This is a genomic window from Allobosea sp. P1_B10, assembly GCF_056406735.1.
Map to the genome: position 1 here is coordinate 50,948 of NZ_JBFTZP010000005.1, position 23,390 is coordinate 74,337.

Sequence of the window (23,390 nt, forward strand, 5' to 3'; positions counted from 1 at the left end):
AGAACAGAACCCGATTCTGCCGGAGTCAGCGATTCGGGCCTGCTTCGTTCGGGACTCGTTCCTGAATCTGATATAGAGGCCGCACCCTGCCTGGGCGAGCCGTCACGATTGGTCGCGTCTTGATTTCACCTCGCTCCCTGCCTCGTTCCGTCCGGGCCAATGGCGTCACCGCCGTCCTCGGACCCACCAACACCGGCAAGACGCATCTCGCGATCGAGCGCATGGTGGCCCATCCCACCGGCATGATCGGCCTGCCGCTGCGCCTGCTGGCGCGCGAGGTCTACCAGCGCGTGGTCGACAAGGTCGGGGCCGATGCGGTCGCGCTCGTCACGGGCGAGGAGAAGATCAAGCCGGAGCGGCCGCGCTTCTGGGTCTGCACGGTCGAGGCGATGCCGCGCGATCTCGCGGTTGATTTCGTCGCGGTCGACGAGATCCAGCTCGCGGCCGATCTCGACCGTGGCCATGTCTTCACCGATCGCCTGCTCAACCGTCGCGGCCGAGCCGAGACCATGCTGATCGGCGCCGGCACGATGCGCCCGCTGATCGAGCAGCTGATGCCCGGCGTCAACGTGGTGACGCGCCCGCGCCTCTCGCAATTGCTGTTCGCCGGGGACCGCAAGATCACCCGCCTGCCGCCGCGCTCGGCGATCGTCGCCTTCTCGGTCGAGGAGGTCTATGCGATCGCGGAGCTGATCCGGCGCCAGAAGGGCGGAGCCGCCGTGGTGCTGGGCGCCCTGTCGCCGCGCACGCGGAATGCCCAGGTCGAAATCTACCAGTCTGGCGATGTCGATTACCTCGTCGCCACCGACGCGATCGGCATGGGGCTCAATCTCGATGTCGATCACATCGCCTTCGCGGCCGACAAGAAGTTTGACGGCCATCATTTCCGCAAGCTCAACCCGGCCGAGTTCGGCCAGATCGCGGGGCGCGCCGGCCGACATCTGCGCGACGGCACCTTCGGCACCAGCGGTCGCTGCCCGCCCTTCGATGCCGAACTCGTCGACGCGATCGAGAATCACCGCTTCGAGCCGGTGCGGCAGCTGCAATGGCGCAACACCGATCTGGACCTGCGCTCGGTCGCGGGGCTTCTCGACAGCCTCAATGTACAGCCGACGGAGCAGGGCCTGACTCGCGCGCTGATCGCCGAGGACATGACCACGCTCGAAATTCTGGCGCGCGACCCTGACATAAAACCACTGGCGCAGGGGCGCGCGGCAGTCGAGCGACTCTGGGAAGTTTGCGGCCTGCCCGACTATCGCAAGATAGCGCCCATGCAGCATGCGGACCTCGCGACCACGCTTTATCTGAGGCTGATGCGCCATGGCAGGCTCGATATCGACTGGTATCGGGCCCAATTGGCCGCTCTGGACCGCACGGATGGCGAGATCGACACGCTTTCGGCGCGCATCAGTCAGGTGCGGACCTGGACCTTCGTCGCCAACAGACCTGACTGGTTGCCTGAGCCAGAGCATTGGCAGGGGGTTGCGCGTCTTGTAGAGGACAAACTGTCGGACGCTTTGCACGAGAGGCTTGCCAGCCGTTTTGTGGATCGGCGCACGAGTGTGCTGATGCGTCGTTTGCGGGAGAATGCAATGTTGGAGGCTGAGGTCACCACGGCGGGCGATGTGCTCGTCGAGGGCCAGCACGTCGGGATGCTGCAGGGGTTTCGCTTCACAGCGGACCCGAAAGCCGGCGGGCCGGAGGCGAAAGCCCTGAACCTGGCGGCTATGAAGGCGCTTGGGGCCGAGATCGAGGCGCGCGCGGCGCGTGTCGTGCTCGCCGGCGATGACGCTTTCGTGCTCTCCCATGACGGGTTGCTGCGCTGGGTCGGTGAACCCGTGGCGCGGCTCGTCGCGGGCGACAAGGCGATCGCGCCGCGCCTGCGTCTTCTCGTCGAGGAGAATTTCACGGGTCAGGCCCGTGAACAGGTCGAGGCCAGGCTCTCGCTCTGGCTGAAGAATCACATCACCCGCCTGCTCGGGCCGCTGCAATTGCTGGAGGACGCCACGGCGCTCACCGGGATCGCGCGCGGCATCGCCTATCAGGCGGCGGAATCGCTGGGCGTGCTCGAGCGCGCCAAGGTCGGCGAGGAGATGAAGGCGCTGGACCAGGAGGGCCGCTCGGCCTTGCGCCAGCTCGGCATCCGCTTCGGTGCCTTCCATCTCTATGTGCCGGCGCTGCTGAAGCCGGCGCCGCGCGCGCTTGCCGCCCAGCTCTGGACGCTGAAGCATGGCGCCCCTGAACTGACCGGGCTCGACGACATCGCCCATCTCGCGGCGTCGGGACGGACCTCGTTCCCGGTCGACAAGGCCATCCCCAAGGGGCTCTATCGCGCCGCCGGCTACCGCGTCTGCGGTGAGCGTGCCGTACGCGTCGACATCCTCGAGCGCCTGGCCGACCTGATCCGCCCGGCGATCGCCTATCGGCCTGGCCTGACCCAGGGCGTGCCCCCGACCGGCACGGCCGATCAGGACGGTTTCGTCGCGACCGGCGCGATGACCTCGCTCGTCGGCTGTGCCGGCGAGGACTTTGCCTCGATCCTGCGCTCGCTCGGCTATGTCTCGGTGAAGCGCCCGGGCCCTGCGATCACCGTGGCGCTGGCTGTGCCGCCCGAGCCCAAGGCAGAAGCCGCCAAGCCCGAGGATGCCGTTGCCGCGTCCGAGGCGGCAGCTCCGGCCGATACCGCGGAGATGTTGAACGAGGACGCCCCGGCACCTGCCGAAACCGATGAGCCTGCTGCCGACGAGACCGTCGCAGCCGAGGCCACGCGGTCTGACGCGCCTGCCGAGGTTGCGGCCGAGACGGCCGATGCGCCGATCCTGACCGAAACCGAACTGGCTGCGGCCGAGCCGGTGCCTGCCGACATGATGTCGGCGCTTCCGGTTGCCGATGCCGAGCCCGCCGCGCAGTCCGAAGCCGTCGAGGGCGAGGTTTCCGAGACCGCCGAGGCCGCTGCTCCGGCAGCTCCAGCCGAGCCGGAGCTGATCGAGGTCTGGCGGCCGCATCGCCACCAGGGCGGACGTCGCCCCGAACAGGCCGGTCGCGGTTCGCGCGACGGCGCTCCCGGCGAGCGTCAGCCCGGTGGCCGCCGTGGCGATCGTCCCAATCGTGGCGGCCGTCCCGACGACCGTCGTCGCGAAAGCGTCCCGGGCCAGCCGGCTCCGGTCGAGGGTGCCGTCGCTGCCGAGGGTGCTGCCGCTCCGCGGCCCGATCGTGGGCCCCGGCGCGACGACAGACCGCGCCAGGGCGGGCAGCCGCGTGGCGATGGTGCTCCGCGTGGTCGTGGCGAAGGCCGTCCGGACCAGGGACGTCCCGAGCAGGGTCGCGGACCCCGGCCGGACTTCAAGCGCGATGGCCGTCCCGGCGGCCCACGTCGCGAAGAGCGTGGCGGCGAGCGGTTCCAGCAGCCGGCGCGGCCACGGCCTGCCGATCGCGAGCCCGATCCGGATTCGCCGTTCGCCAAGCTTGCGGCTCTCAAGGCCCAACTCGAGAAGAAGTAGGCGGCAGCCGGCCCGGCGCCGGCTGCGCGAACGGAAAGGCGGCTCTTGCGCGTTGATCGTCAGCGCCTCGACAAATGGCTCTGGTTCGCGCGCTTCGCCAAGACACGCGCGACAGCCGTGCGTCTGGTGGAGGACGGGCATGTGCGGGTCGAGGGGCGCCGGGTCGAGGCCGCGTCCCATGGTCTCAAGCTCGGCGACGTCCTGACACTCGCTCTGCCGCACGCCACTATCGTGGTCAGGCTGCTGATGCTGGGTGAGCGGCGTGGGCCCTATGAGGAGGCCCGCCTGCTCTATGAGAGGCTGGACGAGGGCGAACGCGGCGATCCGTCGCTTGCGGGGCAGGAGCCGGACGCGTAAGTCCCGCAGGCGTTCAGGTCGACCCGATCGCGGGCGAACCATCTACGCAGCAGCGTTTCCGGAGGACTTCCAGCTCCGAAGCGCGGTCAATTCAGCCTTGAAACCCGCACGCGTCGGGGCTTTATGAGGCTGTCGAGCCGATGAAGAAGGACTGGCGACTATGACCTATGTGGTCACCGAGAACTGCATCAAGTGCAAGTACATGGACTGCGTCGAGGTCTGCCCGGTCGACTGCTTCTACGAGGGCGAGAACATGCTCGTCATCCATCCCGACGAATGCATCGATTGCGGCGTCTGCGAGCCCGAATGTCCGGCGGAAGCGATCAAGCCCGATACCGAGCCGGGGCTGGAAAGCTGGCTCCAGCTCAACTCGAAATATGCGTCGAGCTGGCCCAACATCACGCAGAAGAAGGACGCGCCGCCCGACGCCAAGGCGTTCGATGGGGTCGCCGGCAAGCTCGAACAGTTCTCGGCGGAGCCGGGCGAAGGCGACTGATATCTGACGCTGCGTCAGGATTTGCGAGCGGTACCAATCAGGCCTTGCAGCGGACGCTGTCGCGGGCTAGCGGCGTTTACCTTTGATTCGGCGTGTTTTTTATGCTATGCATATAAACAGTCGATTTCGTTCCGCATGCCCCTGCGAGGTCCAACAAACGGGGCGCTCCCTTTGTTACGAACGAGGCCAGCGTCCGGCGCGTTGCCGGTGCTCAGTCGTTCGTTGTCGCCGGGTGCACGCATGAAACGACCGACTAGGGAAGCGTGAGGCGTGGCACCGGGCCCTAACCGGTTTTCAGGCATCAGGCAGAGTGTTTCCGGCCATCCGGCTGGGAACGGACAATCGCGAGCCCGCGTTTAGCGGTCCGGTCAGGAGTCGTAACGGCATGTCCACGGTGATGAAGAAAGCTGTTGTGCGCCAGGGTTTCAAGACGGGCGAATTCGTCGTCTACCCTTCGCATGGCGTCGGCCAGATCACGGCCATCGAGGAACAGGAAGTCGCCGGTTTCAAGCTTGAACTCTTCGTCGTGAGCTTCTCCAAGGACAAGATGACGCTGCGGGTGCCAACCGCCAAGGCTGCCAGTGTCGGCCTGCGCAAGCTCGCCGACGCCGAGAGCGTCGCCAAGGCCCTGACCACCTTGACCGGTCGCGCCCGCATCAAGCGCACCATGTGGTCGCGCCGGGCCCAGGAATACGAGGCCAAGATCAATTCGGGCGATCTCGTTGCCATCGCCGAGGTCGTGCGCGATCTGTATCGCTCCGAGGCCCAGCCCGAGCAGTCTTATTCCGAGCGCCAGCTCTATGAGGCCGCTGTCGATCGCATGACCCGCGAGATCGCCGTTGTCGACGATGTGACCGAGACCGAGGCGCTCAAGAAGATCGAGGGTCAGCTCGCCAAGTCGCCGCGCCGCCCGGCCAAGGGCGAAGTCGCCGAAGTCGCCGAAGGCGAGGCCGACAGCGACAATGACGACATCCAGGAAGAGGCCGCCTGATCAGGCTCCTCTGACCGAGAATTCCAGAACCCGGCGGGCAACCGCCGGGTTTTTTGTCGCTTTGGCATGAGCGCAGCGAGCAAGCGATGGATGCAACGCCCATGGGCGCCACCTGGATCGCTTCGCTCCGTTCGCCAAGATGGCGCGACGAGGGGCTACTCTGCCACGACCTTGTAGCGCTGACCGGGTACGAGCGCCTGGTTGCGGTCGAGCCCGTTGAGGACCTGGAACAGCTCGAGCGCCCGGTCCTGGCCCTGCATGCGCTGGGCCAGGCTGGCAGTGGTATCACCGGCCCCAGCTGTGACGATGCGGATCTGCAGCGGGCGGGCTGCCTGCGCCTCTCCGGGGGTGAGCGCATGGAAGCTGGAGATCAGCGCCTGCATCGGGCGCGCGGGGTCGCTGCCGCCGCGCGCCGCGAGAATAAAGCGATAGACCCGGTCGCCGGCCTGGATCGCTGCGAGCCCGAAGACCCAATCCGTACCCTTGCCGGTCGCGACCGCCGCCGGCAGGCCCGCGATCTCGCGGGTCTCCACGGGGCCCGTCTGCACGCCGTCGATCCAGCCCGACGAGACATAGGATGCCAGCGTCTGGTCGGGCTTCAGCGTCACGGAATCGAAGCGCAGGGCCTGGCTGCCATTGCTCCCGATGCCGATGACCATGTCACGGGCGGATTCGAGCGAAAAACCTTCGGGCGCCGTGAAGCTGATGCGCAGGGCGCTGTTGAGATAGCGCCGCCCCCGCACCACGCCGTCGCGCGGATCGTCGCCGAAGGCAAGGCCGTCGATCGCGGTGAGCCATTGCCGGGGATCACTCTCGCCGATGCCGGGTGCGCCGATCTGGCGGGCGGCTGCAGTGACCGCGGCGACGCGCTCGGGCGTCGAAGGGTGGCTGGACAGGATGTCGAGGCGCTTGTCCTCGGCGCTCTGGCCCTGTCCCGCATTGCGGAAGGCGGTATTGCGGCCCAGCGCCGCCAGGAAGCGGCTGGCGCCATAGGGGTCGTAGCCGGCACGCGCGATGTTGCGAACGCTGATCTGGTCGGCGGTCAGTTCCTGCTGCCGCGAAAAGCGCGCCAGAGAGAGCCGCGAGCCCGCCTGGACTGCGGCGCCCGCCGTCGGGTCCTTCAGGACCTGCGACACGACCTGACTGACCAGGGCCGATTCCGCCTCCTTCTCGGCTCTCTCGACGGCATGCTGGGCCGTGACATGGGCGATCTCATGGGCCAGCACAGAGGCGATCTCGGCGGTGTCGCTGGCAAGCGCCAGCAGGCCACGCGTGACATAGAGGCGGCCGTTGGGAAGGGCGAACGCGTTGACCACCGGCGAATTCAGGATGGTGATCTCGTAGGCTCCGATCTGGCCGTCGCTCGCCTTGGCAAGCCGCTGGACGACCTCGCCAAGGGCGGCGCGGGCTGCAGGCGCGCGATACTCGCCGCCAAAGGCCGAAAGCAGGCGCTGATGCTCGCGATCGGCCGCACGCTGGATCGGGCTGATGCGGGGAGCAAGTTCGCCCTGGGAGGAGGCCGGCGCGAGCAGCGCGGTCTGGTCTCCGATGCAGCCGCCCAGAAGCAGCGCCGGCACGGCCAGCAAGGCAAGCCGGATCGAGGCGGAACGATATCGATGTCGCCAGGGCATCAGCATGCGGTTCAGTCGATCAGCTCCAGAGCGAGCGCCGACGTCACGTCGAGCAGAAGGCCGTCCTGCCCCGAAAGGATGCCGCGCGCCCTGACCCGTTTACCGCTCAGCCCGCTCTTGGTCCAGCCGGCAACCTGCATCTCGCGCCAAACCCTCCGGGGCATCACAATGGCCCCGGCTTCCGCCCGACGCCGGGAAAAATTCAGATAGGTCCGCTGGGCCCGCTCGCCGACGGAAGCGACGCGCCCTTCGATGACCACGAGCCGCCCCATATGCGCCTTCAAGGCGGCGACATCGTGACCATCGAGTGAGCCGGCGGAGACAGGTTGCTGAGCGGGGGCGAGGGCCTGCGTCCCCGCCCTCGCAAGTTGCCTGACGGCCGGGGCAGGGACTCCGCAGCCGGAATGGGCGGCCTCGAGCAAACGGGTCGCGGCCCCGTCCGCGATCATCAGCGTGGCGAGATCGCGGGGTTCGACCTGCCCGCCATCGCCCGCGACGATGAGCCGGGCGGGGAGACGTCCCCAGCGATCGGGCGCGCCGGCCGCGACGAGCCTCAACTCGCGGTCCCGCCAATGCGCGATCCCGGCGCCGAACCGCGTCTCCTCGGCGGTGTCCTGGCGGGGCGCCAGTCCGACGAGACGCAGGCTGCGACCATCGGCCAGGATGGGATCGCCCGCGGCATCGAGCCCGGCAAGGCGTACCGCCTGCGTGTCGCCCGGGAACCCGGCGCAGACCTCGGCCGCCCGAGCGGGCAGCGGCCAGCACGAAGCGGCCACGAAAGCGAGGATCAGAGGCTTCACCGGCATGCCCCCATGCTACACGGTTTCCCGCGCGCCCCGGTAGCTCAACACGATAGAGCAACGGGTCTGTGGCGCCGATGCATTTCGATCGATGCCGAGCGCGGCGTGGCCCGGGTCCCTTGACCTAGGTGCCGGCATTTGGAAACCCGCTGAGCGAGCTAATACGCCATCACGCCGCCGTAGCCGCGTACGAAATACTGATCGTGCCGGTTCCCGAGTAGAGGGCTTGGCCCTATACGCAATGAATGGCGCGCGGCCATGATCGCCCGCTTCATCAGAAAATTGTCTTCGGCGGAGCCGGGGCGGTCATCCGGGGTGAGATATTGTCGTCTAGTAGGCCTCAGTCTGTGTTTGGGCGTTGGCGCGTTGGCGCTCTACGCAACGAACATTTGAGCCGTTTCCCGACCATGGGCTGGGATGTTATCTGCGCTGCCCTCGGAGCTGTTGCCAGCTTCTTTGTGGCGAGCATCGTCATGACGGGATGGCCGCGTGGCCTGATCCCTAACCTATCGTACCCCTATATTTACGCTGGCGATGCGCTCGCGCAGTACTGGATGACCGAGCGCGTGATCGAAGGGTGGATATACGAAAACCCGAGAAGCGGTTTTCCTTTCGGCTCTCCATCGTTTGATTTTCCGGGGTCGGACGCAGGAAACCTGCTCGTCGCAAAATTTCTGGGCAAGGCGCTCGGAGGATACGTCCAGGCTGCCAACGCCTACTTCCTGCTCGGGTTCGCCGTTACTTTTGCCGTCACCTTCATAGTTCTGCGACGGTTCTCCCTGCTGCGAATGACGGCGATTATCGGTGCGTTTCTATTCACATTCACGCCGTACCATTTCGCGAGAATGTTTTATGGGCACACATTTTACACTTGGTATTTTGTCGTTCCTTTATACGTTTATCTCGGATTTTTGACGCTCGGTCTCGACCAGAGGCCGAACCGGTCGAATTGCATAAAAGCTTTTCTCGCGCTGGCGCTCGCTAGTTGCTTCGGCGTGTATTTCGCATTCTTTGGCGTCATCGTCATCGTGATATGCGGCCTGGCTGGCGCGGTGAAGTCCCGAAGTCGGTGGCCGGTGATCGCCGCATTATCTTGTGTCGCTGCGATTTCTGTTGGGGTCGCCTGCAACGTCGCTCCAAGTGTCTGGTACACCCTTAAGCACGGGAAAAACCCGGATGTTGCTCAAAGAGTGGCGAGCGAGACAGAAATGTTCTCGTTGAAACTGATGCATATGATCATGCCCAATCATTTTCATCAGGTTCCATCGTTGGCTCAAATGGGCCATCAGTATGCCGCGGAGTTCCCACTTTCAAATACGAATGGCTCGATTGGACTGATCGGGGTGATCGGGTTGATCCTGATGGGAGCAACTTTCATCCGGCAATCGGTGGGGCACATCATTGATAAACGTGCGCGTTTTCTTGTGCTGCTGACCGGTTCGCTCTTACTGATTGCGACCGTTGGGGGGCTCAACGTACTTTTTGCTATTTTCGTCTCTCCAATGATACGTGGATGGGATCGAATAAGTATATTTATCGCATTCCTTGCGATACTTTCCGTAATGCTTTCAGTTGACGCATTGCTCCGTCGCAGGCGCGGTGTGGTATCGATCGGCGCGGTTTTCGCTCTGACAGCCGTCGCTTTTGCCGATCAGACGCCGGCCCCGGGATCGTTTGTCGCCTTCTCCAACCGTTCTGTCTTCGAGCAAGATCGTGATTTCATGCGCGCTATCGAAGCGCACGTTCCCCTGCGGTCGGCGATTTACCAGTTGCCGTATTTGGCATTTCCTGAGGTGGGCCCGTTGAACGCGCTGGGAACGTATGATCATCTCACCGGGTTCTTGAATTCCAAGCGGCTGAGGTGGAGTTCCGGCGGGATGAGGGGACGCGCGGCCGACCATTTCTACCGAGATCTCTCGTCGAAGCCCCTGGCGGATCAAATCGCCAAAATCAAGGAGCTGGGCTTCGCTGGCATCTATGTCGACAGGCGAGGCTACGCGGATAATGGCGCGTCCGTTGTGGCGGAACTGACAGCAATGATTGGCGCGCCCAGTATTGGCCAACCCTCTGGGCCGAAGTTGTTCTTCAATCTGCTTCGATAGGCTGAGGGATCGGGTCTTCTCGATATTTGGCCGAAGCAAGCGGGTGAACCTGCCCCCCTCATCCCGAGGTCGGTTCTCGAGACCGCAGTCGCGATCTGGGACCGTAGTGACGTCAAGACAGTTAGTCTCGACTGAGGCCTGTCCTGCCAAAAACCCACCAGTTCAAGGCAAAGAAGTTGACCAGGGGGACCAGGACGACGGCTGCGACCACGCCGAAGAGATAGTGTAGGCCCAGGATATCGACGATTGCTCCCATCGACAGCGATGTCAGGACGATATTACCGGCGTGAAGGCCGATGAAACGGCTTAGATCGCGGGTGAGCGTGCCCTCGGAGCGGAACGAAAACCGCCGATTGCACACGAAGTTCACCGGCATCGATGCCAGATAGCCCGCTATCGAGGCAAGCTTGGGATCAATGCCCCACAACCTGACGCAGGCCGCCGTTACAATTGAGAAAATGGCGCTGCTCAGGGCGCCAACCAGTCCGAATCGAAGCGCCTTGCTGACAAGCTGGTCGGATGAAGACTGCTTTCTCAACCAGTTCGCGAGTTGGCTCACGCAGTCGCCGCCACATAATACTGGCCGCCGAACGGGATTCTGGCGAAGAGTTGGTCGATGCGGCGCAGAAAACGGTTCGCAGGAGGAACCGAAAGAATGTAGCGGGAGGTGACACGATCAAACCCCGCGTCCCGGAACAGCTTCTCCGAAGTGTCGCTGCGCAGCAACACGGCATCGGCATCGAAGGGGCACTGGTTCACGGCGCGCATCGTGAGAGGATTGCGCGGGTTATGCTCGAAGACGAGGGCCAAGCCGCCGGGCTTGAGTACGCGGCGCATCTCGCGGGCGAAATTGGGCCATTGAGACGGCGGCACATGGTGCATGACACAGATCGTGAAGGCGACATCGAAGCTGTCGCTTTCGTAGGGCAGCGTCACGCCATCATAGACCCTGTAGTCCACCGTCGCGTTTCGCCCCCGCGCTGTCTCCACGCAGGCGCTCGAAATGTCGACACCCGATAGTGCCCCGAAATGCGGAGAGAGCAGGGAATGGTAGTTTCCGACGCCGCAGCCCACATCGAGTGCCGAAAAGCGCTTCGGATCGCCTCGCTGAGCGCGCGTGATGTCGAGGATATAGTCGGCCTTCACCCGCGTGAAGAAATCCGCTGACAAGCCGGTGAAAGACACGGAGGCATCGACCGCATCCGAGTAGGTATCCTTGTAGGTGTCGAACGTCCTTGCCGTCTGCGCCTGCTGCGGATCCATAGCGTTTCAACCTTCGCGTAGCCGGGCTGTCGGCCCAGCGAGATAGCGCCTCGCCCCGGTCTCGAAAGACAGAGAAAGCTGACGCGCGACCAACCTGATGCCAGTCTCCAGATCGGTGGGGCGCCAGCCCTCGGGTAGCGCCGATTGCCGGAACGTGATGTGACTGGCGTTCGATGGCTGAACGTCTAGCTTGAGATAGAGGGGACTTCCAACCACTTTAGTCACGATCTGCGCTATTGTGCTGACAGATGCGGGTTTGCCACTCGCCAGCAGAAACGTTTGCGAAGCCGTTTCAGGCTGGGTGATCTTGTTGGCAACGAACTCCGCGATATCGGACGCCAGGATGTAGTCCCGGACCGTATCCAGCCCGCCGAAGATGCGTGAGACCGAATGCTTCTTTGCATTTTCGATCAGCGTATTGATCAGGCCGGAGCGCCCGCCCTCACGGCTGAAGCCATAGACGGAACTCGGGCGATAGATGTGAGCGACCATCGTGTTCCGAAGGTCCTCTACGGTTGCTTCCTGCTCCAGCTTGGCTTCCCCGTAAGCGCGATGGGGTCTTGGAAGCGTGGTGCTGTCGACAAAGCGTTGGCCCTCGAACAAGCCTCCGGCCGAACTCAGCATATGGAATCCCAGGCTCGTACCTGGCGGCAGATGGAGCGGAAGCTCCTGGGCCCATTTCGAGATATCCCTGAAAGCCTCGAACTCGGCGCCCAGCTCCTCACGGCCCGCTCCAAAGCCCGCCTTGCCAGCAGCCCAGACGATGTCCAGGCGCGCGAGCGGGGCTCGATCGAACTGGCAATTGATAGCATGGGTCAGGGATAGGAGGTCCAGGGACCGCTGAGGGCGATCCTTCCAATTCAGCGGCAGATCAGCAAGCGACGTAACGCCGCGCTTCATCAGCGCACGCAGAATGGCTCCCCCGATCAGGCCCACCCCGAACAGGGCGATCGCGTGGCTGGCGCCGGGCTTCGGGCGGACGATTAAAATCATCTCGCTTCAGAGTTGAAATAGCGAGCGAGAGGCTCATCGATCGATCGATCGACGGAAAAGAAATTTGGCTTGCCATGGGCGGCCAGCGCCAATGTCGACAGATATTCCAACGCCAATGCACTCATGAAGGTGATCGACCCTCCGAAGAACAGGATCGTAAGCATCAAGGACGTCCAGCCGGTCACGGCAATCGATTCAGGCGAGAACATCTTCTGCGCGAGGAGTGCGACCGCTCCGGCCAGACTGGCCGCGACGATGAACATCCCGATCAAGCCGAACAGGCGCAGAAGCTTGACCTGGCTGGACATCACCATGCGGCGCGCATGCGTCAAGAGCCTCGAGAAGCTGTACCCGCTGCGCCCACTGCTGATAAAGCGCTGGTCCTTCAGCTCGATCGAACGAACCTTGATACGCTTCGTGAACCACGACAGAGCGACGTCGAAATACGTCTCGTAGCCGCACACGCTCGAGGCCGCGCGCGCGAGCGAACCGCGAAGCAACCGGAAGCTGTTGAAGTGAACCACGTTCGGGTTCCCCGTGAGCAGCACCATGAGCCGCTTGAAACCCTTTGAGCCCCAGTCGCGCGAGCGCGCCTCATGCACCGCACTCGCGGGCTTTGCATAGACGATATCGCCTCCTTCGAGGACTGCTACTCGCAACAGCGCCTCGATTTCTGATGGCGGATGCTGCAGATCCTCGTCCAGCGTCACGACCCAGTCGCCTGAACTGTGAAGAACCCCCGCGATGGTCGCTGCGTGCTGGCCGAAGTTGCGCATCATATGGACCGCTGTGACCCAGTGATAGTCGCTGGCCAGGCGATCCACCAACGCAGGCGAGCCATCAATCGCAGAATCGTCGACCAGGATCACTTCGGTAAGATCCATCGGCGCGCCGCGTTCGTGCCAACTCCTTCTGACCTTTTCCAACTCCGCGACGAGATCAGGTAGGAATGCCTCGCCGGAATAGACCGGCACGACGACTGAGATGGTGATGGGAGAGTCGGACGCCATAAAATCGATCCTAGGTTATCACTCTCTCCAGCGCGATAGTTCGCCAAAGAAAGGTCGCTCCTCTGTGCATGGTTGCGATCCACCGATCCAGTACAAAACCATACCTACGTTCCGGCTGCGCAAGCTCGGATCTTAGGTCATTCCCGGGGGTGGTCCAAAAGACACTATCCCACTGCGCGCGGTGCGGCACTCGTGGTCGCTGCGGGCGGGCCGCCGTAGAGGTGAGGCGGTTGTCGTCGACGTCGATGTCGGACCGGGTTGACGGCTAGACATGTCGCTCTGGCTGCGGCCCTGTTGTTTGCTGAGATGTCTTGCGGCTGTGACCGGGCGCGGGCGACGCGTTCATGCCCTTGGCGTTCCAGCCGTCGCAGCGCGCTCTTTCGTCATCCGCCGGTTGCCAATCACGGCAAGGTCGGACGCGTGTCCTCGGAAGGGGCTTACCTCTGGAACGCTCGCGAGGACCGTGTTAGAGACCGGCTTGCGTGCGTCCCGGTAGCTCAGCAGGATAGAGCAACGGTTTCCTAAACCGTAGGTCAGGGGTTCGAATCCCTTCCGGGACGCCAGAGAATTTTCATTGTAATCAGTGATTTAGTGGTCGCGTCGTGCCGGAATAGAGCGCGAATGCGTGTTGCATCGGCTCGCAACACGGTCTGATTGATCTCAATGGCCCAAAGCATGGCTCCGGCGGGGCCAGGCAACATCGCGCCACATGGTGAGCCGATATCCAACAGAATCTTTGCCGTGCGAGCGTCCCCCCATGGCGCGCCATGCAGTGCGGTGCGTTTCGGTACTAGGGCCTTGAAGTTGTTCGTGATCGACGTCACTCCGCTCAAGGCCGGGGAAGCCGCGCCAATAGCCCGAGGCGTGGCGGTGCGATCCGAGATGCTCGGGCGCCTGCCGGTCCATTTGTTTCGGCGGCTCGAAGACGGCGGCAAAAAGCGTGTCGATCATCCCCTCGAAGTGCTGCCGAGCGGCCGGCCGAATGGCTGACCAGCGCAGCCGAGTTCCTCATGACGATGGAGCGCGATTGCCTCCTCAACGGCCGTTGTCACGTTAGCTGCCGGCGGGCGCGAGGAGGCGCATTTGGCGTCGTGACGAACTCTTGCGCTTGAGGCGGCTGGCGTAGTCCCGTCCGAACGTCCTCGCCCAGCGCCGCACCGTTTCGTAGGTGACGGCAATGCCGCGCTTCAGCAACATCCCCTCCAGCAGGCGAAGGCTGAGGCGAAAGCGCAAACAAAGCCACAACGCGTGTGTGGTGATCGCCGGCGGGAAACGGTGTCGCTTGTAGCTGATGCGGGCCCAACGCTCATGCCCGGCAATCTAAGCCGCCGGTCGCCACGCTGGGGCTAACGTAACGTAGACGCTGTGGGAGAGGCGCATATATCACATCGAGGATCCAAACAGTATAGTCAAAGTAAGATATCATTCAGTGCGTTTCGCGGGGATGCTGGATTTCCTTGGCGCTTGGCGCATCTTAGACCCTGGTGAATCCGTCTAAGATTCTGTTCCGATCGATTGTCTTCATCTCTAGTCCAGTCAGAGAGGTCCGTTATCAGCGCGCTCTGATGCCTGCCTGCGCCCATGCCGTACCGCCCGCCCTTCCCGAAGGAAACAGCGACGATGGCGACCGCCCGCGAGATACAGACCGCATACCGTACCATTGCACGCGCGGAATTGTCCGAGGCCGAGGCGAGCGCCATCGTCGCCACCGGCATCACCTTCGCGGCCTATGTCGTGGAGCTGTCGTCGGAATTCGCGCTGACGACCGGAGCTGCAATCGCGGTCTCGCAGGTGGTGACGGGCCTCGTGCCGAGCTCAGAGCGGCTCGATATCCTCACACCGGAGGCTGACCGGCAACTGATCTGGTACCGGGACCGCGCGGTGTTGAATCCGTCTCTCGGCCCCTTTGAAGCGCTCGGCCGCGGCTACGCCAACGAACCGGACACGGGGTTTGCCGAGAAGTACGGCGCGCATTCGACGGTCGACTTCATCAACGAGGTCTATGTCGAGGTTTATGGCAGGCTGCCCTCTACCGGCGCAATGGACAACCTGAAGAGCCAGATCGCATTCTTCAATGAACTCTACACCAATGAGGGGCTCGACAACGTCGCCCTGCAGGCCAAGGGCGCCGTGCTCGGCCAGATCGTCGGCTATGCCTTCTTCGATCCGTCGGCAGCCGCGACGAGCCGGCTCGACGACGCGGTGGCGACGTTCTTCGCGAGCCTGGCGGGTGGGGATACGTCAGGCTATGGCGGGCCGCTCGCCTTGCTGCCCCCGCTCGCCTTCACCTCGGCGCGCAACGCGAACACGAAGGAGAATGTTGCAGCCAGCAGCGTCGTCTATCAGGCCGAGACCAACGCGGCAGGCGCCGTCAAATTCAGTCTGACAGGAGTCGATAGCGACGCGGCCCTGTTCAGGATCGACGCGGATACCGGCGCGCTGCGCTTCAGGGCATCCCCCGATTTCGAAGCGCCGGCCGATCGCGATCGGGACAACACCTATCTCGTCGACATCACTGCGACCGATGCGCGAGGCAATTCCAGCACGCGAAGCGTCGCGATCGAGGTCACGGACGTGGCCAGCATTACCCGGGTCAGCGTCGCCAGCAATGGCACGCAGGGCAACGGGGCCAGCATGCTGGCCGCACCGTCCGGCGATGGCCGCTTCGTGATCTTCAGTTCGGATTCATCGACTCTCGTGGCAGGCGATACGAACAGCACGAGGGACGTCTTCGTGCATGATCGCGAGTCCGGGACGACGAACCGCGTCAGCGTGGCGAGCAGCGGAACTCAGGCCAACGGCGCCAGCGATCAGCCGATCATCTCGTCGGACGGCCGGTTTGCTGTCTTCACCTCGGCCGCCTCAAATCTTGTTGGCGGCGACACCCACGGCAACAACGACGTCTTCATCGTCGAGCTCGCGACCGGAACGGTGAGACGCGCGAGCGTTGCAGGCGACGGAACCGAAAACAATGCAGATAACGGCTCACCATTCGTGTCCGGCAACGGCAGATATGTCACCTTCGTCTCCGACGCGACAAATCTGGGCGGCGGTGGGGATGACAATCAACCCGACGTCTTCATGCTGGATACCCAGACCAATGCGCTCTCGCATATAGCTCCCAGCCCCTTCTTTGCTCACGCGGACAACTTGATCGCCTACGCGGCCACGTCCGACGATGGGAAATACATCGCCTTCGATTCCTACGACGCCAGCCTGCACCCGTCAGACACAAACGGAACTTTCGACGTTTTCGTGAACAACACGGTGACGGGCGATACTGCGCTCATCAGCGTCGCGCTCGACGGGTTCTCCGGGGATTTTGAAAGCTATTTCCCCTCGATGTCAGCCGACGGGCGATATGTTTTCTTCGGCTCGACCGCGACCAATCTGGTCGCCAACGATACGAACACCAAATACGACGTATTCTTGCGCGACACAGCCACGAGCACGACGAAACGGATCAGCGAGAGCAGCGCCGGCACTGAAAGCAACGACCATAGCTGGGTCCCGAAGATTTCAGCGGATGGCCGCTATGTCGTCTTCGGCTCCGATGCGACCAATCTCGTTGCTAATGACACCAACGGCAAACATGACATCTTCGTTTATACGATCGCGACGGGACATATCAGCCGCGTCAGCCTGAATGACCTCGGAAGCCAGGCGATCCACGATGTTTACTCGCCGGTGATCTCGGCTGATGGACGCTTCGTCACCTTCTATTCCGAAGACCCGACGCTGGTGCCCGGCGACACGAACGGCGTCAATGACGTCTTCATCGTCGACGGCCTGGAACAGGGCTGGTGGCTGGCCTAGGTGACCGACCCATAACTGGCCTGCCCTCTGAAAAGTGTCGTTCTTGAAGTGGGCGTTCGAGCTCTTGGAGCTATTATCGCTGGTGCAAAGAGTTTGGCGGGCCTGAAGTCCGACCAAGGTGAAGCGTCTGAAGGAGCTGGAAAAGGAGAACGAGCGGCTGCGCAAAGCCGTCTCGCATCTAACGCTCGAGAAGCTCATGCTGAGAGAAGCTGCCTTGGGAAACCTCTAAGCCCCGATCGGCGCCGTCGCTGCATCGACGACGCCATGATCAAGTTCGGTGTGTCGGAGCGGCTGGCGCTCCGTGTCCTGGGGCAGCATCGATCCACGCAACGCAAGGTGCGGGTGGGACGGGCGGCGAGGTGGCGCTGACTGCGGACATTATCGAGCCAGGCAGTCATGAGGAAAACGGATACTGCGAGAGCTTCAACTCCAAGCTCCGAGACGAACCCCTGAACGGTGAGCTGTTCTCGAGCCTCCCGAAGCGAAGCCCGGCAACGAGAGTTGCCGCCAGAACTACACCACTAGGCGCCCGCACTCCTCGCTCGGCTACAAGCCGCCGGCGCCGGCAACTATCGTGGCGCCGTCAAGCACGGCCGCGTAGCCAACCATGCATTTGACTGTAAATGGACCACCTCGTTGGGGGCAGGCCAGAGTTTGAAAAGGAGCAGAAAATCTGACCCGAGGGCGTCCACACAACTCGGGGCTATTCGCAAATGGGTCCCCCGCGATCAGCGCGGGCACCAATCCCAGAAACCAGTTGTCCGATGCGGGGTCGTATAGAACCAGCAATAGCCCGCGCGTGGGGGCGAGCCAGCCAGTGATACCGCGGCAGCGCCAGCAATAAAGCCCAGAGCAGCGCCGGCTCCTACCGCTCCGCCTCGGTGCCAGTGGCGACGCGGATGGACCACGACGACCCGGCTGTGTCGCGTGTGGGGGCGGACATTGTGACGAGGATGATGGACTTGGGCGCGCGAATGATGGCGATTAACTTGCTGTCGACTGTGAGCCCGATTGACATGTTGTCCGCCGCCACGATGCGGCTGCTGCCTGCTCCGCACATTCTGGCGTGAAATGTCACGCCCACTGGACGCGCGTACTTGTGCTTCGGCAGGCCCTACGCTCACCAGAGGCGAAAGAAAGCCCGACAGAAGCGCGAAAAGCATGAAAGCGGATTTCAGTTTCAAGGTTCTGTACAAGGCTGTCTCCTGACGTCGGCCGACCAAGGTGACCGGCTGCATCCAGCCCCGCCGAAAAGAACTCGCGCAGCTCAGAGGCCTAAAGCCGATGCGTGGCTAGAATGTCGAGCCTAGTTGAACTTCCGCACGCTTGATAGCTGCCTCCTGACATGCTCTGCGCGGGCTCACTCATGAACTCTCTTCACTCGTCGCTGGCACCGCTGCCCGGGATACGCGCGCCTCGGGTATGGAAAGAGGCGCCGTAGCCTCCCGTCCACGGCGCCTCTTCCCGCAGGGAGCATCGCTACGACCTGCGCCCAGCACCTGGCTCTTTGCGGCCAGGGTGTCGAGTGCACCTGGTCTACCGGCACCAGGAACTCCCGCCGATTACAGCGAGATTACATCTGCGTCACTCCGAAGAAGAACGGGCCGCGAGCGCGACGATGATTACGGAGATGAAGGGTTTCGCCCCCTAGCGCGAGTGAGCAGTAGGTTCGTCTACGAGGGCGTTGCGCTCCAAAAAGCCGCCATTACTGACAATGAAACAAGCCGCGTTCGGGCGGCTTGTTTGCGTCCTGGCGGCGCCGTGCCGGCAGAACCCCGTTCTCATCTCGCGCTCACGCCGCTCTCGACCTTGCCGTTCCGGCTTGGCCGATCCGCCGTCGCTGCGTCTTGCCGTTTCGATGCGGGGCGGCGGTGGTTTCATCCGCCCGCCGCCCGCTTGCGTCACTTGTTCAGCACTGCGCAGTAGGTCTTGTCGACGAGGCCTTCGTTCTTCCAGGTGCAGGTCGTGCCGAAGCCGAGCAGGAAGGACGAACCGGCGGGCATGACGTCGCGTTCGCCGTCCGGGCCGTGGAATTCGGCGGCGCCGGTGTGGATGTACATGTATTCGTCCTTCGGGAACGGAATCGACTTGCGCTCGAAGCTCTGCGAGTTCCAGACGCCGACCTGCCAGCGCGTCGTGCTGTCGGTGAAGGCGCTGCGGCCGGCCTGTTGCGGGTTTTCCGGCGACAGCAGCAGCTCCGCGGCATAGGGAGCCGAGACCGTTCGGCCGCCCTGCTGCACGATCGGGACGATCTTGCCGGGCCTGCGGGTGTCCGCGCAGCAGCTGAAGGCGAAGTCGACATCGCCCTCCTGCCGCCATGTGAAGCGCGAGCCGGCGCCGGCCACGAAGGATTGGCCGCGCTGGAAGCAGAAGAGCTCGCCTTCGCTCTCGACGATCACGGCGCCGCTCTCGACCAGCACGAAAACGTGCGCAGTCGTCGCGACTTCAGCCGTGCCTGTGCCGGCGACGCTGCCATTGCCGAAGGCGGCGGCGTTGATGGGGCTGCGGTAGCGTTCCGCCGCCGCCACGGTCAAAGCGCCGCGGGTGGTGGCGAATTGCGCCGCGAAGCCTTCGGCGAGACCGGCGGTCGTCTCGGGAGCGCGATCGAAGTGAACTACCAGCTTGGTCATATCGTGTGTCTCTCGTGGTGAAATCTGGCTGGCGCCGTCAGTTCGGCGACAGATCGCGTGAAATCCGGGCTGTGCTCAGGCGCTCGAACCGGTAGGGCTGGGGGTCCGTCAGCGGCTCCGAGCCGGAGATCAGGTCCGCCGCGAGGCGGCCGCCGCCAGGGCCCATGGCGAAGCCATGGCCACTGAAACCCGTCGCGATGAACAGCCCGTCGAGCGGGGCGGGGCCGATGACGGGGGCGGCGTCGGGCGTGATGTCGATCATGCCGGCCCAGCTCTCGATCCAGGGCAGGTTGCCGAGCTGGGGGAAGGCGCGCTTCAGCGCCTTGTAGGAGTAGCCCAGCGCATCATTGTCGGGCGCCGGGTCCCAGACGCGCGTCTCCTCGAAGGGGCTGACCTCGGCGGCGCCCCAGGTCGTGGGGCGCTTCCATTCGGAGAGGAAGCGGCCGTTGAGGCGCAGCTTCATGCTCTGGCGCTGCTGCATGAAGGCCGGCCAGAACTCCTTCATGTACTTGAAGGCGTTGGGCACCAGCTCGAAGGTCCAGCCCATGGGCCGCGCGATGTTGTAGCCGCCATCGTCGCGACGGCGGATCGTGAAATCACGGAAGCCGATGCCGCCAAAGGGCGCGAGTTCGGCGACCGCGCCCGTGCGCAGCACCGAGGCTTTTGCGACGAGTTGCGGGAAATCGATGCCGTGGCGGCCGCAGAACAGGTTCGACCAGGCGCCCGCCGCGCAGAGGACGGCGGTGGTCCGGATCAGGCCAAGCTCGGTGTGGACGCCGGCGACCTTCCCGGCCTGGATGTCGAGCAGGCGCGCTGCGCAGCCCTGCAGGATGACGACGCCCTTGTCCTTCGCCGCGCGGGCGAGGAACGGCACCGCCCGATCCGGCTCGGCGAAGCCATCAGTTGGGGTATGGATGCCGTGCGTCCACTTGATGCTGCTGGGCAGCGCCGCATTGACCTGGGCGGCATCCATCATCGAGACGTCGATATCGAGGTCGCGGCAGGTGTCGAGCCAACCCTGCCAGGCCTCCGGGGGATTCTTGAGGTCCGTCACATAGAGCGTGCCCGAGCGCTTCATGCCGAGGTTGAAGCCGGTATCCTTCTGCAGGCGCTCCAAGAGTTCGACACTCTTCTTGATCAGCGGAAGCTCGGCCGGGCTGCGGCCCTGCTGGCGCAGAAAACCCCAGTTTCGGCTCGACTGCTCGCCGGCGACCTCGCCCTTCTCGACGACGACGACACTGAGGCCGCGCTCGGCGAGGCTATAGGCCGCCGTGATGCCGACGATGCCGGCGCCGATCACCACGACATCGGCGGATTCGGGAAGATTCGGGCTGCTGAGGACGGACTCGCGCCGAGGTGACATGGCGTACTCCAGGTAACGGGCGGGCTAGAGGAAAATGCGCTCGCGGACCCGACGATTGCGGGCGCGCAGAGCCGAGGTCGGGCTGGCCGGGGTGAGAGTCCCGGCAGCTCCCTCCGGGAGGCGAGGGGCTACAACTCCGGCAGCAGTCGATCGAGCGCCTGCATGAAGCGGTCGACATGCTCAGTGCGGAACACCAGAGGCGGGCGGATCTTCAGCACGTTGCCAGCGGGGCCGGAGGTGCTGACCAGCACGCCCTCCTGGCGCAGGCGGTTGACGAGATCGGCGGCGCCCTTGCCCCAGGGCGTGCGCGTCGCCTTGTCCTCGACCAGTTCGAGCCCGAGATAGAGCCCTTCGGCGCGGACATCGCCGAGCCTGACGTGGCTTGCCGCACGCTCGCGCAGGGCGTCGGCGAAGCGGGCGCCGACCTCGGCCGCGGACTCGACCAGTCCCTCGCGTTCGATCACCTCTAGCACCGCGAGACCGACGACGGCCGAGACCGTGTTGCCCCCGAAGGTGTTGAAGTAGCGGCGCCTGGCACCGAATGCGGCCACGAGGTCGGCGCGGATGACCATCGCGCCGATCGGGTGGCCGGCGCCCATCGGCTTGCCGAGCGTGACGATGTCGGGCGTCAAACCGGGATCGCGCTGGAAGCCCCACCAGCGCCCCGAACGTGCGAAGCCGCCCTGCACCTCGTCGGCGATGAACAGGCCACCCAGTTCGCGGATCGCGGCAGCGCCCGCGTTCAGCACGCCGGGTACGGGGAAGATGCCGTCGCTGGCGAACATCGTGTCAACCATGAGCGCGGCAGGCTTGTGCCCCGCCGCGACGAGATCAGCGGCGGCGGCGCGGATATCGGCCGCAAAGCGCGCTGCGAGATCGATGCCGGGCTCGGCGCGGTAGCTGTCGGGCGCGGGGATGACGCGGATATGGCCTGCCACGGGTTGAAGCGAGGGCGACATGTCGGCCAAGGCCAGCGTGACGCCGTGATAGGCGTTTGCGGTCACGATGAATCCGGTGCCGCCCGTGACATCGCGGGTCACGCGCAGCGCGAGATCATTGGCCTCGCTTCCGGTGCAGGTGAACATCACCGTGTCGAGCGCATCGGGGAGTTTCGCGACCAGCCGCTCGGCATAGGTGACGATCTCGTCCTGGATGTAGCGCGTATGCGTGTTGAGCTTGGCAGCCTGGCGCGCCAGCGCCGCGACGACGTCTGGATGGCAGTGACCGACCGACGGGACATTGTTGTAGCAGTCGAGATAGGCGCGTCCGGCGGCGTCGTGGAGCCAGACACCTTCGCCGCGAACGGGGATCAGCGGTTCCTCGTAGAAATGGCGATAGGCCGGGCCCAGCACGGCGCGCCGACGGGCAGCCAGTGAGTCGGCATCGACGGGAGGTTGGGCGGTCTGCTCGTCGCGATGGGACGTCATGGCAGCACTTCTCTCTTCGGTTTGCCGGGGGCCATTCTGGAAGCAAGCTCAGCGATCGACACGCATTTCATGGCTGTGCCAGCAGAGAGCCGGTCTCGATCGTCGCGAGGCGAGCCAGAGCCCGGCTGTTGAACTGGCGGTAGCGCAGCAGATAGTCGCGATTTGCAGGGGACCGGGCTGCCCGCCAGGCGCTGATGGTCAGCGACTGCGCCATGCGGAGGCCGATCAGGGACGGCAGCAACGCGTGGGCCGCCGCGCCGAGCGGCGAAACCGCCTCGTAGCCGCGGATGAGGGCGCGGACCCGCGCGAGCGCATCTCCCTCGAGGCAAAGATGATAGGCCGCTGCGATTGCGACCTCGGCGACGGCGGGGGCCCGCACGGCATCGCCGAAGTCGATGAAGCCAAAACCATCCTGGCCGGCGTGCGTCGTCACGATGACATTGTGCGGGTTGAGATCGTTATGGACGAGCTGCAGCGGCATGCGCAGGAAAGCGCCGCGATGGCGCTCGAAACCTGCAAAGGCCGCGGCCGCACGGGCGCGATCATCGGGATCCTCGATATACGCCAGTCGATCGACGAGCTGATGGGCGGTCTGGAGGTCCCAGGGTCCGGCAGGCGCGGTCGTCGTACCCGCGAAGCTCGATAGAGCGAGATCGAGCCGCGCCATAGCGCGGCCAAAGGCCTCGAAATCGACCGCCCCCGCTGCCGCCATCTGGAGCGGTCGCCCTTCGACATAGGTCAGCAGCCTGACGCAGCAGGGCTGGCCGATCTCGTCGTCGACACGCGCCACCGGAACGCCATCGAGCCCCGCGATGATGCGAGGTACGAGGCAGCCCGGATCCTGCGCCGCGAGATGCTCGAGCACCGCATTCTGCAGGGTGATGGATGGCAATTCGGCGGCGTGGCTGATCTTCAGAACCCCGAACCGGTCGTCCTGGTCGCAGATGCGGAAGTTGCGGTCGATCTCGCCGTTGAGTGCCATGGGTTCGCCGCTCCATCCGAAGACGGACC

At 64.2% G+C, this 23,390-nt stretch carries 18 protein-coding genes, 1 tRNA gene and 4 pseudogenes; 11 read left to right on the plus strand and 12 right to left on the minus strand.

The window, feature by feature from the left end; genetic code table 11:
• Nucleotides 1-122: 122 nt before the first annotated feature.
• The 4 genes from AC1D2L_RS13135 to AC1D2L_RS13150 all read left to right on the plus strand — a co-directional run bounded on the left by AC1D2L_RS13135 (nucleotide 123) and on the right by AC1D2L_RS13150 (nucleotide 5,344).
• Nucleotides 123-3,500 (plus strand): helicase-related protein, encoded by a 3,378-nt coding sequence (locus AC1D2L_RS13135; RefSeq protein WP_476846577.1) that lies wholly within the window; start codon nucleotides 123-125, stop codon nucleotides 3,498-3,500.
• A gap of 45 nt (nucleotides 3,501-3,545) precedes the next feature.
• Entirely contained in the window at nucleotides 3,546-3,857 is a 312-nt protein-coding gene (locus tag AC1D2L_RS13140) for an RNA-binding S4 domain-containing protein (protein WP_476846323.1), read from the plus strand.
• A 160-nt stretch (nucleotides 3,858-4,017) separates the two neighbouring features.
• Nucleotides 4,018-4,353 carry a ferredoxin FdxA gene (gene fdxA, locus AC1D2L_RS13145; RefSeq protein ID WP_476846324.1) on the plus strand — a complete coding sequence of 112 codons (336 nt, stop codon included), beginning with the start codon at nucleotides 4,018-4,020 and terminating at the stop codon, nucleotides 4,351-4,353.
• 385 nt (nucleotides 4,354-4,738) lie between these two features.
• Nucleotides 4,739-5,344: a CarD family transcriptional regulator gene (locus AC1D2L_RS13150; RefSeq protein WP_476846325.1), complete on the plus strand. Its 606-nt coding sequence runs from the start codon at nucleotides 4,739-4,741 to the stop codon at nucleotides 5,342-5,344.
• 155 nt (nucleotides 5,345-5,499) lie between these two features.
• Here the strand turns inward: AC1D2L_RS13150 and AC1D2L_RS13155 are convergent, their stop codons facing one another.
• Together AC1D2L_RS13155 and AC1D2L_RS13160 are read right to left on the minus strand one after the other, a co-directional pair.
• Nucleotides 5,500-6,981, minus strand: a complete 1,482-nt coding sequence (locus tag AC1D2L_RS13155) for a M48 family metalloprotease (RefSeq protein ID WP_476846326.1) — start codon at nucleotides 6,979-6,981, stop codon at nucleotides 5,500-5,502.
• Between the two features lie 5 nt (nucleotides 6,982-6,986).
• Entirely contained in the window at nucleotides 6,987-7,781 is a 795-nt protein-coding gene (locus AC1D2L_RS13160; protein WP_476846327.1) for a hypothetical protein, read from the minus strand.
• Nucleotides 7,782-8,164: 383 nt separating this feature from the next.
• Here AC1D2L_RS13160 and AC1D2L_RS13165 point away from each other — a divergent pair, with 383 nt between their 5' ends.
• Entirely contained in the window at nucleotides 8,165-9,877 is a 1,713-nt protein-coding gene (locus AC1D2L_RS13165) for a hypothetical protein (protein WP_476846328.1), read from the plus strand.
• A 121-nt stretch (nucleotides 9,878-9,998) separates the two neighbouring features.
• Here AC1D2L_RS13165 and AC1D2L_RS13170 read toward each other — a convergent pair whose 3' ends face one another.
• From AC1D2L_RS13170 to AC1D2L_RS13185, 4 genes are read right to left on the minus strand one after another with little or no spacing between them, the layout of a single operon-like run.
• Complete coding sequence (locus AC1D2L_RS13170; RefSeq protein ID WP_476846329.1) at nucleotides 9,999-10,436, minus strand: GtrA family protein; 438 nt, start codon at nucleotides 10,434-10,436, stop codon at nucleotides 9,999-10,001.
• Nucleotides 10,433-11,140 (minus strand): class I SAM-dependent methyltransferase, encoded by a 708-nt coding sequence (locus AC1D2L_RS13175; protein WP_476846330.1) that lies wholly within the window; start codon nucleotides 11,138-11,140, stop codon nucleotides 10,433-10,435. The genes AC1D2L_RS13170 and AC1D2L_RS13175 overlap by 4 nt, the downstream gene beginning before the upstream one ends.
• A gap of 6 nt (nucleotides 11,141-11,146) precedes the next feature.
• Nucleotides 11,147-12,133 carry an NAD-dependent epimerase/dehydratase family protein gene (locus AC1D2L_RS13180; RefSeq protein WP_476846331.1) on the minus strand — a complete coding sequence of 329 codons (987 nt, stop codon included), beginning with the start codon at nucleotides 12,131-12,133 and terminating at the stop codon, nucleotides 11,147-11,149.
• The gene (locus tag AC1D2L_RS13185; protein ID WP_476846332.1) at nucleotides 12,130-13,143 is read right to left on the minus strand and encodes a glycosyltransferase; all 1,014 of its coding nucleotides are present in this window, start codon (nucleotides 13,141-13,143) and stop codon (nucleotides 12,130-12,132) included. Before AC1D2L_RS13185 ends, AC1D2L_RS13180 begins: the two co-directional genes overlap by 4 nt.
• A gap of 486 nt (nucleotides 13,144-13,629) precedes the next feature.
• On the opposite strand from AC1D2L_RS13185, the gene AC1D2L_RS13190 reads away from it, so the two are divergent.
• Both AC1D2L_RS13190 and AC1D2L_RS13195 read left to right on the plus strand, forming a co-directional pair.
• Nucleotides 13,630-13,706: transfer RNA gene (locus AC1D2L_RS13190), tRNA-Arg, on the plus strand.
• A gap of 241 nt (nucleotides 13,707-13,947) precedes the next feature.
• Nucleotides 13,948-14,133: a hypothetical protein gene (locus AC1D2L_RS13195; RefSeq protein ID WP_476846333.1), complete on the plus strand. Its 186-nt coding sequence runs from the start codon at nucleotides 13,948-13,950 to the stop codon at nucleotides 14,131-14,133.
• A gap of 90 nt (nucleotides 14,134-14,223) precedes the next feature.
• Here AC1D2L_RS13195 and AC1D2L_RS13200 read toward each other — a convergent pair.
• Nucleotides 14,224-14,436, minus strand: a pseudogene (locus AC1D2L_RS13200) (IS6 family transposase); the annotation flags it as partial.
• Between the two features lie 327 nt (nucleotides 14,437-14,763).
• Between AC1D2L_RS13200 and AC1D2L_RS13205 the strand changes: the two are divergent.
• The 3 genes and pseudogenes from AC1D2L_RS13205 to AC1D2L_RS13215 form a co-directional block, all read left to right on the plus strand.
• On the plus strand, nucleotides 14,764-16,959 hold the full coding sequence (locus tag AC1D2L_RS13205) for a hypothetical protein (RefSeq protein WP_476846334.1): 2,196 nt from the start codon (nucleotides 14,764-14,766) through the stop codon (nucleotides 16,957-16,959).
• A gap of 59 nt (nucleotides 16,960-17,018) precedes the next feature.
• Nucleotides 17,019-17,342, plus strand: a pseudogene (locus AC1D2L_RS13210) (IS3 family transposase); the annotation flags it as partial.
• Nucleotides 17,340-17,527 (plus strand): annotated as a pseudogene (locus tag AC1D2L_RS13215) (integrase core domain-containing protein); the annotation flags it as partial. The pseudogenes AC1D2L_RS13210 and AC1D2L_RS13215, both read left to right, overlap by 3 nt.
• A 160-nt stretch (nucleotides 17,528-17,687) precedes the next feature.
• Here AC1D2L_RS13215 and AC1D2L_RS13220 read toward each other — a convergent pair.
• Nucleotides 17,688-17,927, minus strand: a pseudogene (locus AC1D2L_RS13220) (hypothetical protein); the annotation flags it as partial.
• Between AC1D2L_RS13220 and AC1D2L_RS13225 the strand changes: the two are divergent.
• Complete coding sequence (locus tag AC1D2L_RS13225; protein WP_476846592.1) at nucleotides 17,859-18,029, plus strand: hypothetical protein; 171 nt, start codon at nucleotides 17,859-17,861, stop codon at nucleotides 18,027-18,029. The pseudogene AC1D2L_RS13220 and the gene AC1D2L_RS13225 sit on opposite strands and share 69 nt — an antisense overlap.
• Before the next feature lie 831 nt (nucleotides 18,030-18,860).
• Here the strand turns inward: AC1D2L_RS13225 and AC1D2L_RS13230 are convergent.
• The 4 genes from AC1D2L_RS13230 to AC1D2L_RS13245 all read right to left on the minus strand — a co-directional run bounded on the left by AC1D2L_RS13230 (nucleotide 18,861) and on the right by AC1D2L_RS13245 (nucleotide 23,361).
• The gene (locus AC1D2L_RS13230; protein WP_476846335.1) at nucleotides 18,861-19,589 is read right to left on the minus strand and encodes a hypothetical protein; all 729 of its coding nucleotides are present in this window, start codon (nucleotides 19,587-19,589) and stop codon (nucleotides 18,861-18,863) included.
• A 37-nt stretch (nucleotides 19,590-19,626) separates the two neighbouring features.
• Nucleotides 19,627-20,952, minus strand: a complete 1,326-nt coding sequence (locus AC1D2L_RS13235) for an NAD(P)/FAD-dependent oxidoreductase (protein WP_476846336.1) — start codon at nucleotides 20,950-20,952, stop codon at nucleotides 19,627-19,629.
• A gap of 128 nt (nucleotides 20,953-21,080) precedes the next feature.
• Nucleotides 21,081-22,379, minus strand: coding sequence for an aspartate aminotransferase family protein (locus tag AC1D2L_RS13240; protein WP_476846337.1), 1,299 nt, complete (start codon nucleotides 22,377-22,379; stop codon nucleotides 21,081-21,083).
• Nucleotides 22,380-22,446: 67 nt separating this feature from the next.
• Entirely contained in the window at nucleotides 22,447-23,361 is a 915-nt protein-coding gene (locus AC1D2L_RS13245; RefSeq protein ID WP_476846338.1) for a phosphotransferase, read from the minus strand.
• Nucleotides 23,362-23,390 lie beyond the last annotated feature (29 nt).